The sequence below is a fragment of the Gordonia otitidis NBRC 100426 genome (assembly GCF_000248075.1).
GTDB lineage: Bacteria > Actinomycetota > Actinomycetes > Mycobacteriales > Mycobacteriaceae > Gordonia > Gordonia otitidis.
The window spans coordinates 47,561-61,144 of the sequence record NZ_BAFB01000144.1 but is presented as its reverse complement, the minus strand read 5'-3'; the positions used below and the strand labels follow the sequence as shown (position 1 = coordinate 61,144).

Genomic DNA, 13,584 nt, shown 5'->3' with positions numbered 1-13,584 from the left:
GTTGTCCTCGGTGCCGAACGCCTTGCCGTCGCCGACCGCGTTCACCACGAGCAGGTCACAGCCTTTTCGACGGAGCTTCGCACGGCCGTGGTCGAGGACACCGCCGTGCTCGTCGCCGGTCTCGGCGGCGAAGCCGACGATCACGACCTCAGACGGGATCGTCCCGGACTCGCGGGACTCGACCAACCCCCGGAGGATGTCCGGATTGGTCGTCAGCTCGATGGGCGCGGGCCCGTCGTCGTTCTTCTTGATCTTGGTGTCGTTCACGCTGACCGGCCGGAAATCGGCCACAGCGGCCGCCATGATCACGGCGTCGGCATCTGCGGCGCGCTTGGTCATCTCGTCGGCGAGCTCGCGTGCATCCTCGATGTGCACGACCTCCACGCCTGCGGGCTCGCCCGCCTCGTTGGTCGATCCCGCGACGACCGTCACGTGGGCACCGCGCTGCGCTGCGGCCCGGGCGAGTGCGAAACCCTGCTTGCCAGAACTGCGATTACCCAGGAAGCGGACGGGATCGAGCGGTTCACGGGTGCCGCCCGCGCTGATGACGATGCGCACGCCCGCCAGGTCGTACGGCAGTGCGTCTGACCGGTCGAGCAACAGTTCACCGAGCAGCGCGATCTCCTGCGGCTCGGGCAGGCGCCCTGCGCCGGTGTCGCGACCGGTGAGACGGCCGGAGGCCGGTGTGACGACGGTGGCGCCGCGCTCACGCAGCGTGGCGACGTTCGCCTGGGTCGCCGGGTGCTCCCACATCTCCGTGTGCATGGCGGGCACGAACATCACCGGGCACGTCGCCGTCAGCAACGACGCGGTGAGGAGATCGTCGGCTCGACCGATCGCGGCGCGGGCCATCAGGTCGGCCGTGGCGGGTGCAACGATCACCAGGTCGGCATTCTGGCCGAGCCGGACGTGCGGAACCTGGTCGACGTGCTCGAAGACCTCAGCAGACACCGGATGGCCCGACAGCGCCTCGAACGTCGCCGCGCCCACGAATTCGAGCGCGGCGCGGGTCGGGATGACACGCACCTCGTGACCGGCCTCGGTGAAGTGCCGGATGACCGAACAGACCTTGTAGGCGGCGATGCCGCCACCGACACCGACCAGAATGCGCCGCTTGACGCCCGGAGTGGTCATCTCGCGGTGGTGGTTACTCGCCCTCGGTGTGCTGCAGCAGATCCGAGTGGATCTCGCGCATCGCGATCGACAGCGGCTTCTCCTGCATGCCCGGCTCGACCAGTGGGCCGACGTATTCGAGGATGCCGTCGCCGAGCTGGTTGTAGTAGTCGTTGATCTGCCGGGCGCGCTTGGCCGCGTAGATGACCAGGGCGTACTTCGACGACGCCCGCTCGAGCAGATCGTCGATCGGAGGGTTGGTGATGCCGAGCGGCGTGTCGTACGACGGGGCGTCGACGATCTCGGTGGTGTCGAAATTGGCTTGCGTGCTCACGCGAACTCCTGCGTTGATCTGGGCGAGGCTAGTGGGGCGAAACGGGTGGGGCCTGAGCGGCTCCGGCCACAGTGTCGGGTCCAACCAGCAAGGATACCAATTGGCGGGCCGCCGAGTCGACTTCGGTGTTGACCACCACATGGTCGAACTCGCCTTGTGCGTCCATTTCGGACTTGGCGGTGGCAAGTCGGCGTTGCGCTGCCTCCGGGGTCTCGGTGCCTCGCCCCTCGAGCCTCTCGACGAGAGAATCCCAACTGGGCGGGGCCAGGAACACCGTGATGGCTTCGGGAAGTCGACGGACAGCGTTACGCGCACCGGCCAGGTCCACTTCCAACAGTACCGGCTCGTTGCGCGCCAGCGCGTCTTCGACGGGCTTCGCCGGCGTGCCGGAACGTTGCAGTCCACCGTGGATCTCGGCCCATTCGAGGAACTCGTCGTCGGCGATCATCCGATCGAACTCGGTATCGGAGACGAAGAAGTAGTCGCGGCCGTCGACCTCCCCCGGCCGCGGTGCCCGGGTGGTGGCGGAGACGCTGAAGAAGAGGTTGGGCACGAGCTCGCGGACTCGCCGCACGACGGTCGACTTACCCACGGCCGAGGGGCCGACCAGAATAACCAGTCGGCCCCTCGTATGTGTGTTCTGCCCGCTCAGGACGGGAACTTCTCGAGCAGCGCCTTGCGCTGACGATCGCCGAGTCCGCGCAGGCGGCGGGTCGGGGCGATCTCGAGTTCGGTCATGATCTCCTGTGCCTTGACCTTGCCGACCTTGGGCAGGGCCTCGAGCAGAGCGGAGACCTTCATCTTGCCGAGAATCTCATCGGTCTCGGCATCCTTGAGCACCTGGGAGAGGTCGGTGCCACCGCGCTTGAGACGCTCCTTGAGCTCGGCGCGTGCTCGGCGAGCGGCAGCAGCCTTCTCCAACGCAGCGGCGCGCTGCTCGTCTGTCAACTGGGGAAGCGCCACGGGTTCCTCCGTCTTTCGTTCTCGAACTGACTACACCAGCGCCCGGGGCAGGCGTCCGGTGGCGTGTGGCCGCGTGTCTCGGCGTGCGCGTCGCCCGGTGTCGGGCGCCACCACGTCGAATGACGGCGGCGAAAGCGACCGTACCCATCTGAACAGGCATTTGCGAGAGGCACCCCCGCGATCTCGGTCGGCCTCGGTAATGTAGGGAGGTTCCAAACTCCCTGCTCACCGATGACCCGGCAGAGCCTACGCGGTTGCTGTGACAGACCACGAATCCGAGCGAAACCGCAGGTCACAGACCCGGCTTTGCGGCACGTGAGTTTCCGATGCCATGGAGTCGTCGATACACCTCGAACCACGCCTGATACTGCTGTGACAGCAGTTGCGACCGACAAACTCGACGAATTGGTACGCGCCTTGAGCGTGTCGCGCACCCGCGAGCTCGACGTTCCCCTGCGCTGACGCCAACATCCACCGATCGGGGGATGCGCTGATCATCCTGCTGATCAGTCCGTCGGCGGAGGTTGCGCAAGGCTCCTGAACGGCAAGGTCATTGGTGTCAGAACAGCGACCACGCCCCCACAGGACGCGGCCCCAGTCGCAAGGAGAAGCACCATGAACGCCAACGACAACACCGGCAACACCGCCCCTGAGACGAACGCCTCAACCCGCAAGACCTTCGCAATCCGCACCGCGGCCGTCGTCGCAGGACTTGGCATCGCAGGCACACTGGCCGCCGCCGGAGTCGGCGCGGCACACGCGGGCACCCTGCCCGTAACCCACCCGGGAGAGCCGACCGTCGCCATGACCATCACCAACCACACCGATCACACCGAGTTCTACGCGGGCGGCACACCAGGCTCCGGTCGGTGGATCAATGCACCCCGGTTCGCTCTGGCACCGGGGGCCAGTGAGGTTGTCACCGCAAGCGCGCCGTACTCGGCGTCGGAGACGGTGCTTGTCAACTACCAGGTCGGCGCCTTCGGTCCGCGTGCGATCTACGAACTGGAGAACGTCCGCGGCGACGTGAACACCAACATGACCGGCACCACCGGTGGCCACTACTTCGTCAATGCCTCGGTTGCGAGTGGATTCCCCAACGCGAACGCCGTGTATGACCTGTGGTGAGACCTCAGCGGTGACACGAACCAGCAGGAGGCCCGTCCGGGACGAATGTGTCGGGCGGGCGTCCTGATCGTCGAGAACCCGACGATCAGGACAGGGCGGCCTCTACCTCGTCCCGAGCAACTGTGAACGCCGCCTGCAGCGCCGCAACGTCGGGACCCGCGCGCAACACCCCGCGGGAACTAGCCGGAAGCACCCAGGCGGGGTCGGCGCCGTCGAAGACCTCCGGCAGATCCGCGGCCGTGGCCCCCTGTGCTCCGAGCCCTGGAGCCAGGATCGGGCCGTTCAGACCGCTCAGATCGAGCCCGTGAGCGCGAGTCGCCCCGACGACCAGCCCGACCGTCGCCGCCCCGTCTGCGTTCTGTTCCGCGGCAGCGTCGACGATCGACTGTCCGACGGTCCGGTCGGCCGTCGAGGCCAGCTGGACGCCTGCGCCTTCCGGGTTCGACGTCCGCGCCAGCACGAAGACACCCCGTCCCCCGGCGCGTGCCGACGTGATCGCGGGCGACAACGACCCGAACCCGAGGTAGGGCGACACCGTGACCGCATCGGAGCACAGCGGTGACCGCTCGTCGAGCCAGGCGTGTGCGTAGGCCTCCATCGTCGAGCCGATGTCGCCGCGCTTGGCGTCGGCGAGCACCACCGCACCCGCGGCGCGACAGCCCGAGATCACGTCCTCGAGGACAGCGAAACCCGCCGCTCCGAAGGCCTCGAAGAAGGCGACCTGCGGTTTGATCACGGCTGCCACCGGACCGAGCGCCTCGACGCAGATGTCGGCGAATTGCCGCAGTCCGCCGGCGTCGACGGGAAGCCCCCACTGTTCGAGCAACCCCACGTGTGGGTCGATTCCGGCACACAGCCGTCCGCGATCGGCAACAGCAGATCGATACCGACTCGCGAAACCTGCTGTCTCCGAACGCGTCACGCTTCTCACCCTTCGTTGACCAACGTCGCGTGTCGACGCTGCAGAGACTCGACGTCCATCTGTTCGTGCAATGCGGCCTCGATACCCTGCACTGCCGCGCTCGCGCCCTGGACCGTCGTGATGCACGGAATACCAGCGGTGACGGCGGCACTGCGGATCTCGTAACCGTCGACGCGCGGGCCCGACTGTCCGTAGGGCGTGTTGATGACCATCGCCACCTCGCCCGCGACGATCGCGTCGACGATCGTGCGTTCGCCGGGCTGCGCCTCGAAGTGCTTGGGCACCGTGGTCGCCACGATCCCGTTGCGCCGCAGCACCTCTGCCGTGCCCTCGGTGGCGAGGATCGTGAACCCCAGGTCGGCGAGGTGTTTCACCGGGAACAGCAGGGCGCGCTTGTCCTTGTTGGCCACCGACACGAAGACCGCACCCGAGGTCGGAAGTGACCCGTAGGCCGCGGTCTGCGACTTCGCGAAGGCGCGACCGAAGTCGGCGTCGATCCCCATGACCTCACCGGTCGACTTCATCTCCGGGCTCAACAGCGCGTCGACGCCGGTGCCGTCGAAGCGGCGGAACCGGTTGAACGGCAGCACCGCTTCCTTCACGGCGATCGGGGCGTCGATCGGCGCGATCCCGCCGTCGCCGGTTGCGGGCAGCAGTTCCTGCTCCCGCAGTTCGGCGATCGTCTCCCCCATCATCACGCGGGCGCAGGCCTTGGCGAGCGGCACCGACGTCGCCTTCGACACGAACGGCACGGTCCGGCTCGCGCGCGGGTTGGCCTCCAGCACGTAGAGGATGTCGTCCTTGAGTGCGTACTGGACGTTCATCAGTCCACGTACCCCGATGCCCTTCGCCAGGGCCTCGGTCGAGCGCCGCACCATCTCGAGGTCCGACCGGCCGAGCGTCACGGGAGGGAGCGCGCAGGCGGAATCGCCGGAGTGGATTCCGGCCTCCTCGATGTGTTCCATGACCCCACCGATGTAGACCTCGGTGCCGTCGCAGAGCGCGTCCACGTCGATCTCGACAGCGTCCTCGAGAAAGCGGTCGACGAGGACCGGGTGATCAGGGGTCAGTTCGGTCGCGCGCGAGATGTAGTCGGCCAGCGACGCTTCGTCGTAGACGATCTCCATCCCGCGCCCACCGAGCACGTACGACGGGCGCACGAGCACCGGATAGCCGATGCGCGCAGCCGTGTCGCGCGCTTCGTCGAACGACGTCGCGGTACCGAACGCCGGCGCGGGCAACCCGGCAGCGGTGAGCACCTTGCCGAACTCACCGCGGTCCTCGGCGAGATCGATCGCGGCCGGTGACGTTCCGACGATCGGCACACCGGCCGATTCCAGCTTGTGGGCCAGGCCGAGCGGAGTCTGTCCACCGAGTTGCACGATCACCCCCGCCACGGTCCCCGACTGCGATTCGGCGTGGTAGACCTCGAGCACGTCCTCGAAGGTGAGCGGTTCGAAGTACAGGCGATCTGCGGTGTCATAGTCGGTCGACACCGTCTCCGGGTTGCAGTTGACCATCACGGTCTCGTACCCGGCTTCGGACAGGGTCAGTGCCGCATGCACGCACGAGTAATCGAACTCGATGCCCTGACCGATGCGGTTGGGCCCGGAACCGAGGATGAGCACCTTGGGCCGTTCGGTCTGCGGCGCGATCTCACTCGTCGCTGCCGGATCGAGTTCGTAGGACGAGTAGTGGTACGGCGTCTTCGCCTCGAACTCGGCGGCACATGTGTCGACGGTCTTGAAGACAGGTCGCACGCCGAGCCCGTGACGATACGCGCGTACGGCATCCTGGTCGGCGAAATCGTCGCGGAGTGCGGCGATCTGGCGGTCGGAGAAGCCGGACGACTTCGCCTCGCGCAACAGATCCTCGTCGAGCGCGTCCGCGTCGCGGATCTCGGCGCCGAGCGCACCGATCGCCGCGATCTCCGCGAGGAACCACGGGTCGATCGCAGTGGCCTCGTAGACCTGCTCGATGGTGGCGCCCGCGTCGAAGGCCAGCATCACCTTGTAGATGCGGCCGTCCTTCGGCGTTGCGATCTCGTGGAGCAACGCGTCGAGATCCACGGTCGCGGGGTCGGGACGGTTCGGTTCGGTCCAGAAGCCCGCCGCCTTGGTCTCCAGCGACCGCATCACCTTGCCGAGCGCCTCGGCAAAACTCCTGCCGAGGCTCATCGCCTCGCCCACCGACTTCATCGTCGTGGTCAACGTGTCATCGGCGCCGGGGAACTTCTCGAACGCGAAGCGCGGAGCCTTCACCACCACGTAGTCGAGCGTCGGCTCGAAACAGGCTGGGGTCTCCTTGGTGATGTCGTTGGTGATCTCGTCGAGGCTGTAGCCGATGGCCAACTTGGCTGCCATCTTGGCGATCGGGAAACCTGTCGCCTTCGATGCCAACGCCGACGAACGGGAGACACGCGGGTTCATCTCGATCACGATCAGACGGCCATCGCGCGGGTCCTGGGCGAACTGGATGTTGCAGCCACCCGTGTCGACGCCGACCTCCCGCAGGATCGCGATAGAGAGGTCGCGCATCTTCTGGTACTCGCGGTCGGTCAGTGTCATGGCCGGCGCGACGGTGATGGAGTCACCGGTGTGCACACCCACCGGGTCGAGGTTCTCGATCGAACACACGACGACCACGTTGTCGCGGTTGTCGCGCATGAGCTCGAGCTCGTACTCCTTCCACCCGAGGATCGACTCCTCGATGAGCACGTTGGCCGTCGGTGACGCCGCGAGTCCCCCACCGGCGATGCGGTCGAGATCGTCGGAGTCGTAGGCCATACCCGAGCCGAGGCCACCCATGGTGAAGGACGGTCGAACGACGACCGGATAACCGAGTTCGGCGACGGTCTCGCGCACCTCCTCCATCGTGTGACACACGCGCGAACGCGCGCTCTCGCCACCGACCTTGGCAACGATGTCCTTGAACATCTGGCGGTCCTCACCGCGCTGGATGGCGTCGAAGTCGGCGCCGATGAGCTCGATGTCGTACTTCTCGAGCGATCCCCGATCATGCAGTGCCACAGCGGTGTTCAGTGCGGTCTGACCTCCGAGGGTGGCCAGCACGGCGTCGATCGGGTGCCCGGCGTCACGCTCGGCCTCGATCACCTTCTCGACATACTCGGCGGTGATCGGCTCGATGTACGTGGCGTCGGCGAACTCCGGGTCGGTCATGATGGTCGCCGGGTTGGAGTTGACCAGGCTCACCCGCAGGCCCTCGGCCTTGAGTACCCGGCATGCCTGTGTACCCGAGTAGTCGAACTCGCAGGCCTGTCCGATGACGATCGGGCCGGAGCCGATCACCAGGACGTGATTGATGTCGTCGCGGCGCGGCATTAGGACCTCGTTCCGTGTGCGCGATCTGCCTCCAGCACGGAGACGAACCTGTCGAAGAGATACGCCGCGTCGTGCGGACCGGCCGCGGCTTCTGGGTGGTACTGGACCGAAAACGCTCGGCCGGAAAGCAATTCGACGCCTTCGACGGTGCCGTCGTTGGCACAGACGTGACTCACCCGGGCGCGCCCGAAGTCGGTGTCGAACTCCTCGCCCGCTTCGCCCTCGAGCGCGAATCCGTGATTTTGCGCCGTGATCGACACCTTGCCTGTGGCGACGTCGATCACCGGGATGTTGATCCCCCGGTGGCCGAACTTCATCTTGTAGGTTCCGCGCCCGAACGCGCGGCCAAGGATCTGATTGCCGAAGCAGATGCCGAACAGCGGTATGTCGGCGGCGAGCACCTCGCGGGTCAGCGCTACGGCGTCGTCGGCGGTCGCCGGGTCGCCCGGACCGTTCGACAAGAACACGCCGTCGGGTTTCAGTTCGGCGATGGCGTCGAAACCGGCGTCGGCGGGCAGCACGTGCACGGCCACGCCGCGCTCGGCGAACATGCGTGGGGTGTTGGTCTTGATGCCGAGATCGATCGCGACCACGGTGAAGCGCGGATCACCGCTCGGTTCGACGAGGTAGCCGCGGTCGGTGCTCACCTCCCCCGCGAGGTTCGCACCCTTCATCGATGGTTGGCTGCGCACCCGGGCGAGCAGTTCGTCGTCGCTCGCGAGTGCGGTGCCGGAGAAGACACCCGCCCGCATCGACCCGTGGTCACGGAGGACACGCACGACGGTCCTCGTGTCGATTCCCGCGATGCCGACGATGCCCTGGCGTTCGAGCTCGTCCTCCAGCGACGTGGTCGCCCGCCAATTGGACACCCGGCGAGTGGGATTGCGCACCGCGTAACCGGCGACCCAGATCTTGCCCGAGTCTCCGACCTCGCCCTCACTGCCTGCACTGCCCGTCGATTCGCCGTCCTCGGGATTCCACCCGGTGTTGCCGATCTGTGGGGCCGTGGCGACGACGATCTGTCGGTGGTAACTGGGGTCGGTCAGGGTTTCCTGGTAACCGGTCATCGCAGTGCAGAACACCGCTTCGCCGAGCGTCTCCCCGACGGCGCCGTATTCACGGCCGCGGAACACCTGGCCGTTCTCGAGCACCAGAACCGCTGCGGTCATTGATCATTCCTCTGTTCTGTATCGGTCTGTGTGTCGAATGCGGCAACCCACCGTGGGTACACGGACTTGTCGTCGGCGCGCACTCCGGAATCGATCTCCGTGCCGCTCGGCAGTATCCAGCGGATCACCAGCAGGCCGTCGGCGGTCATCACCTTGCCCGCCAGGCCACGTTCGGTACGGACCGCGGTGATCGACGAACCCGGAATCCAGATCTCACTGGCTCCCCGCCGCTCGAGCAGGACGCCGTCGGGATACGCCGTCATCGTCGCGGACGCGCGGTCGCCCACGTCGCCGACGGCCACGCGGTCCTGCCAGCTGGGTGCGATCGTCGAACCGACGTAGAGCCCGCTGTCGGGACCGAGTATCGCGTCGCCGAGATCGTCTGGCGCGACGGGCATCTCACCGATCATGTCGGCCTGCCGACGCCCTCGATTGCGCCATCCGCGTAGGACGAGGGACACCAGGCCGAGCCATACCAACACGACGACGACCACGATGATGATCTCGGTGACGCTCATCGGGTCACCTGGCCGTCGCGTGCTGTGACGACGCCACGCAGCACGGTCGCGACCACGGTCGCCGGCATCGACATCGCCTCATACGGGGTGTTGGCGGACAGGCTCGCCAGGTCGCGGCCCCGGACCACCCACGACGTCTCGGGGTCGATCAGCGTCAGGTTCGCCGGCTCGCCGACGGCGATCGGACGCCCCTGATCGGTGAGCCCGACGATCTCCGCCGGGCGTTCACTCATCACACGGGCCACGCCGCGCCAGTCGAGCAGGCCGGGGGCGACCATCGTGTCGGCGACGATGGGCAGCGCGGTCTGCAGTCCGAGCATCCCCGGTTTGGCCTGCGAGAACTCACAGCACTTCTCCTGCGCCGCGTGCGGCGCATGGTCGGTCGCCACGCAGTCGACGATTCCGTCGGCCAACGCCTGGCGCAGCGCGATCTTGTCGCGCTCCTCGCGCAACGGCGGATTGACCTTGTTGATCGCGTCGTAGGTCTGTAGCCGAGAATCGTCGAGCAGCAGGTGGTGCGGGGTGACCTCCGCGGTCACGTTGATTCCCTGCTCCTTGGCCCACCGCAGCAGTGACACGGTGCCCTCGGTGGAGGCGTGGCAGATGTGGACGCGTGCCCCGGCGTCCCGCGCCAGCAGGGCGTCACGCACCACGATCGACTCCTCGGCCGCGCGCGGCCAGCCGGCGAGTCCGAGTCGCGCAGCCGTCGGCCCCTCGTGCGCGACGGCACCGACGGTCAGGCGAGGTTCCTCCGCGTGCTGCGCGATGAGTACACCGAGGCCCTTCGCGTATTCGAGCGCGCGACGCATGAGTAGCGGGTCGGAGACGCATTTGCCGTCGTCGCTGAACATGCGGACACCGGCGGCGCCCGCCGCCATCATGCCCATCTCGGCGAGTTGTTTGCCCTCGAGCCCGACCGTGACGGCACCGACCGGATAGACGTCGACGAGCCCGACTTCCCTGCCCGTGCGCCACACGTTGTCGGTGACGGTCGAGTTGTCGGCGACGGGCGCGGTGTTGGCCATTGCGAACACTGCGGTGTAGCCCCCGAGAGCCGCTGCCGCAGAACCACTTCGGATCGTCTCGGTGTCTTCGCGACCCGGCTCGCGCAGGTGGGTGTGGAGGTCGACGAGGCCGGGCAACAACACCGCACCATCGCCGTCGATCACATCGATCCCGTCGGGAGCATCGACGTCGGCACCGAGTGCGGCGATCTCACCATCGGTGACGAGGACGTCGACCGGATCGCCCTCACCGTACGGCCGGACCGAACGAATCAGCACGGACCCGTGCGCCACCGATCCGACTGATTGGCTGGCGCCGGTCACAGCGCACCTCCTGATTCCGTGCCCGCGAGGAGGCGGAACAGCACCGCCATGCGGACGTGCACACCGTTGCGGACTTGCTCGAGAATGGTCGCGCGCGGAGAGTCGGCCACCGAGTAGCCGATCTCCATACCGCGCAGCATGGGACCCGGATGCAGGACGACGGCGTCGTCGGAGAGCAAGCCCATCCGCCGCTCGTTGAGGCCGTACCGCACCGAGTACTCCCGGGCGGAGGGGAAGAAGCCGCCGTTCATGCGCTCGGCCTGCACCCGCAGCATCATCACGGCGTCGGCCGCGGGGAGTTCTGCGTCGAGGTTGCCGGATGTCTGCACCGGCCACTGCTCGACGCCCACCGGCAGCAACGTCGGCGGAGCCACCAGCACGACGTCCGCGCCGAGTGTCGAGAGCAGATGTGCGTTGGATCTGGCCACCCGCGAGTGCAGGACGTCGCCCACGATGGCGATGCGACGGCCCTCGATGTCACCGAGTCGCTGGCGCAGTGTCAGCGCGTCGAGTAGCGCCTGAGTGGGGTGTTCGTGGGTGCCGTCACCCGCATTGATCACCGCCGGTCCGACTCCCGCAGCGTCGGGTCCGTCCGGGCCATAGCCACCGGACGTCCATGCCGCGATCTGATGGGCGGCACCCGAGGCGGGGTGGCGCACGATCAGTGCGTCGGCACCCGCAGCACGCAATGTCTTCGCGGTGTCGCGCAGCGACTCCCCCTTGTTGACCGACGAACTCGAGGCGCTGACGTTGATGACGTCTGCGCTCATCCATTTGCCCGCGACCTCGAACGAAACCCTGGTGCGGGTCGAGTTCTCGTAGAAGACGGTCATGACGGTGCGGCCGCGCAGCGTCGGCAGCTTACGGATCTCACGTCCGGTGAGCGCCTGCTCGAAACGCTCGGCCTCGTCGAGGATCTCCGTGGCGTCGTCGCGGGACAGATCGGCGGTCGAGAGCAGATGACGCATCACTGATCCGCCTGCTTCGCAGCCGAATCCTGCGGGCCGGCCTCCTTGTGGGCAGGCTCCGGCGAGCCGAGGACGACCTCGTCGACGCCGTCGTGTTCGGTCAGGTGGACCGACACGGTTTCCTCGCGTGAGGTCGGGATGTTCTTGCCGACGTAATCGGCGCGCAGCGGCAGCTCACGGTGTCCGCGGTCGACGAGGACCGCCAGTTGCACCGCAGCCGGACGACCGAGATCCCGGAGGGCGTCGAGCGCGGCGCGCACCGTGCGTCCCGAGTAGAGGACGTCGTCGACGAGTACGACGATCGCGTTGTCGACGCCTCCCGCGGGCACCATCGTCCGCTCCAGGGGACGGTGGGGCTTCGCGCGCAGATCGTCGCGGTAAAGCGTGATGTCGAGATAGCCGACAGGAACGTCGACGCCGGAGAACTCCCTGATCTTGACTGCCAGTCGATCTGCGAGAGTTGTTCCGCGCGTTGGTATTCCGATGATCACAACGCGGGGTGCGTCCGGTGCGTCGAGAGCTGTCTTCTCGATGACCTGGTGCGCGACGCGCGCGATGGTGCGGGACACATCCGCGGCGTCGAGCAGTACACGTTCGCCCATGTATGGACCTCCTTCTCCGCCTCACGGGACGGATCGTTAAAGGATGTCTGTCACCGCGACACTTTACACGTCGGTAGCTTTGCCACCCGAATCGGAGCCTGCGGCCTGCGCAGCCCGTACCTGCGGCGCCAGTTCGGCGATCTTCGCCAGCACGCCGTTGACGAAGGCGGGTGAATCGTCGGTCGAGAGTTCCTTCGCGAGTTCGACGGCCTCGTCGACGATGACTATCGGGTCGACGTCGGTCGAGTTGAACAGCTCCCACGTCGCCAGACGCAGGATCGCACGGTCGACGGCGGGCAGCCGCTCGAGTGTCCAGCCGCGCAGATGCGACGACACCACGGCGTCGATCTGCGACTGGTCGTCGGCAAGGCCTTCGATGACCGTCGCGGTGTACTCGTGGATCTCGCCCACGCTCTCGTCGTCGCGCACGAACTGACGACGTTCGGCAACGAGCTGCGCGGGACTGACCTGCTTGGCCTCCGCTTCGAACAGCAGATCCACCGCACGCCGACGGGCCTTGTGCCGCGTTCCGGATTGCTTCACTGACTCAACCTCACTGACCGTGCCTGCAGATCAGCTGTTGACGCGGCCGAGGTAGCTACCGTCGCGCGAATCGACCTTCAGCTTGTCGCCGGTGTTGATGAACAGCGGGACCGCGATCTCCGCGCCGGTCTCGAGCGTCGCCGGCTTGGTGCCACCGGTCGAGCGATCACCCTGCAGACCCGGGTCGGTGTGGGTGACCTCGAGCTCGACGGTGACGGGCAGCTCGACGAACAACGGCTGGCCCTCGTTCAGCGAAACCTGCACGGTCATGTTCTCGAGCAGGAAGCGTGCCCCGTCGCCGACGGTTTCCGGCGCGATCGGGTACTGCTCGTAGTCCTGCGCGTCCATGAAGACGTAGTCGGTGCCGTCGTTGTAGAGGAACTGCATGTCACGACGGTCGACCGTCGCGGTCTCGACCTTCACGCCCGCGTTGAACGTCTTGTCGACCGTCTTGCCACTGAGCACGTTCTTGATCTTGGTGCGCACGAACGCCGGCCCCTTGCCGGGCTTGACGTGCTGGAACTCCAGGATCTGCCAGAGCTGGTCGTCCATACGGAGAACGAGACCGTTCTTGAAATCGGCGGTGGTCGCCATAAATCGTCCCTCAATCTTCCAGGTCGGTGTGTGCATTGCCTGCGCATCGAGTGCGCGGGCC

Annotated in this window: 14 protein-coding genes; 1 reads left to right on the top strand and 13 read right to left on the bottom strand. The window is 66.9% G+C overall.

Annotation, left to right across the window (positions count from 1 at the left end):
• From coaBC to mihF, 4 genes are all read right to left on the bottom strand, one after another.
• Nucleotides 1-1,134: bifunctional phosphopantothenoylcysteine decarboxylase/phosphopantothenate--cysteine ligase CoaBC (coaBC, locus tag GOOTI_RS14735; protein WP_007239405.1), on the bottom strand; the 1,134-nt coding region annotated here is incomplete at its 3' end.
• Between the two features lie 13 nt (nucleotides 1,135-1,147).
• Nucleotides 1,148-1,447 carry a DNA-directed RNA polymerase subunit omega gene (gene rpoZ, locus GOOTI_RS14730; protein WP_007239404.1) on the bottom strand — a complete coding sequence of 100 codons (300 nt, stop codon included), beginning with the start codon at nucleotides 1,445-1,447 and terminating at the stop codon, nucleotides 1,148-1,150.
• Nucleotides 1,448-1,475: 28 nt separating this feature from the next.
• Complete coding sequence (gmk, locus tag GOOTI_RS14725) at nucleotides 1,476-2,099, bottom strand: guanylate kinase (RefSeq protein ID WP_039994152.1); 624 nt, start codon at nucleotides 2,097-2,099, stop codon at nucleotides 1,476-1,478.
• On the bottom strand, nucleotides 2,096-2,410 hold the full coding sequence (gene mihF / locus GOOTI_RS14720; RefSeq protein WP_007239402.1) for an integration host factor, actinobacterial type: 315 nt from the start codon (nucleotides 2,408-2,410) through the stop codon (nucleotides 2,096-2,098). Before mihF ends, gmk begins: the two co-directional genes overlap by 4 nt.
• 615 nt (nucleotides 2,411-3,025) lie before the next feature.
• On the opposite strand from mihF, the gene GOOTI_RS14715 reads away from it, so the two are divergent.
• A complete protein-coding gene (locus GOOTI_RS14715; protein WP_007239401.1) occupies nucleotides 3,026-3,538 on the top strand; it encodes a hypothetical protein in 513 nt (170 codons plus the stop codon).
• 85 nt (nucleotides 3,539-3,623) lie between these two features.
• On the opposite strand, the gene pyrF is transcribed toward GOOTI_RS14715, so the two are convergent.
• From pyrF to efp, 9 genes are all read right to left on the bottom strand, one after another.
• Nucleotides 3,624-4,460, bottom strand: coding sequence for an orotidine-5'-phosphate decarboxylase (gene pyrF, locus GOOTI_RS14710; RefSeq protein WP_007239400.1), 837 nt, complete (start codon nucleotides 4,458-4,460; stop codon nucleotides 3,624-3,626).
• Nucleotides 4,461-4,465: 5 nt separating this feature from the next.
• Nucleotides 4,466-7,801 (bottom strand): carbamoyl-phosphate synthase large subunit, encoded by a 3,336-nt coding sequence (carB, locus tag GOOTI_RS14705; RefSeq protein WP_007239399.1) that lies wholly within the window; start codon nucleotides 7,799-7,801, stop codon nucleotides 4,466-4,468.
• On the bottom strand, nucleotides 7,801-8,970 hold the full coding sequence (gene carA, locus GOOTI_RS14700; protein WP_007239398.1) for a glutamine-hydrolyzing carbamoyl-phosphate synthase small subunit: 1,170 nt from the start codon (nucleotides 8,968-8,970) through the stop codon (nucleotides 7,801-7,803). Before carA ends, carB begins: the two co-directional genes overlap by 1 nt.
• Nucleotides 8,967-9,488, bottom strand: coding sequence for a PH-like domain-containing protein (locus GOOTI_RS14695; protein WP_007239397.1), 522 nt, complete (start codon nucleotides 9,486-9,488; stop codon nucleotides 8,967-8,969). Before GOOTI_RS14695 ends, carA begins: the two co-directional genes overlap by 4 nt.
• Nucleotides 9,485-10,816, bottom strand: a complete 1,332-nt coding sequence (locus GOOTI_RS14690; protein WP_039994151.1) for a dihydroorotase — start codon at nucleotides 10,814-10,816, stop codon at nucleotides 9,485-9,487. The genes GOOTI_RS14695 and GOOTI_RS14690 overlap by 4 nt, the downstream gene beginning before the upstream one ends.
• Nucleotides 10,813-11,784, bottom strand: coding sequence for an aspartate carbamoyltransferase catalytic subunit (locus tag GOOTI_RS14685; RefSeq protein ID WP_007239395.1), 972 nt, complete (start codon nucleotides 11,782-11,784; stop codon nucleotides 10,813-10,815). The genes GOOTI_RS14690 and GOOTI_RS14685 overlap by 4 nt, the downstream gene beginning before the upstream one ends.
• A complete protein-coding gene (pyrR, locus tag GOOTI_RS14680) occupies nucleotides 11,784-12,386 on the bottom strand; it encodes a bifunctional pyr operon transcriptional regulator/uracil phosphoribosyltransferase PyrR (protein WP_007239394.1) in 603 nt (200 codons plus the stop codon). The genes GOOTI_RS14685 and pyrR overlap by 1 nt, the downstream gene beginning before the upstream one ends.
• A gap of 63 nt (nucleotides 12,387-12,449) precedes the next feature.
• A complete protein-coding gene (gene nusB, locus GOOTI_RS14675) occupies nucleotides 12,450-12,929 on the bottom strand; it encodes a transcription antitermination factor NusB (protein WP_007239393.1) in 480 nt (159 codons plus the stop codon).
• A 30-nt stretch (nucleotides 12,930-12,959) separates the two neighbouring features.
• Entirely contained in the window at nucleotides 12,960-13,523 is a 564-nt protein-coding gene (gene efp / locus GOOTI_RS14670; RefSeq protein ID WP_007239392.1) for an elongation factor P, read from the bottom strand.
• Between the last annotated feature and the right edge of the window lie 61 nt (nucleotides 13,524-13,584).

Coding starts and splice junctions, on each gene's coding strand:
- efp (WP_007239392.1), bottom strand. CDS start 13,523: ATGGCGACCACCGCCGATTTCAAGAACGGTCTCGTTCTCCGTATGGAC.
- GOOTI_RS14715 (WP_007239401.1), top strand. CDS start 3,026: ATGAACGCCAACGACAACACCGGCAACACCGCCCCTGAGACGAACGCC.
- carB (WP_007239399.1), bottom strand. CDS start 7,801: ATGCCGCGCCGCGACGACATCAATCACGTCCTGGTGATCGGCTCCGGC.
- carA (WP_007239398.1), bottom strand. CDS start 8,970: ATGACCGCAGCGGTTCTGGTGCTCGAGAACGGCCAGGTGTTCCGCGGC.
- pyrR (WP_007239394.1), bottom strand. CDS start 12,386: ATGGGCGAACGTGTACTGCTCGACGCCGCGGATGTGTCCCGCACCATC.
- GOOTI_RS14695 (WP_007239397.1), bottom strand. CDS start 9,488: ATGAGCGTCACCGAGATCATCATCGTGGTCGTCGTCGTGTTGGTATGG.
- GOOTI_RS14685 (WP_007239395.1), bottom strand. CDS start 11,784: ATGCGTCATCTGCTCTCGACCGCCGATCTGTCCCGCGACGACGCCACG.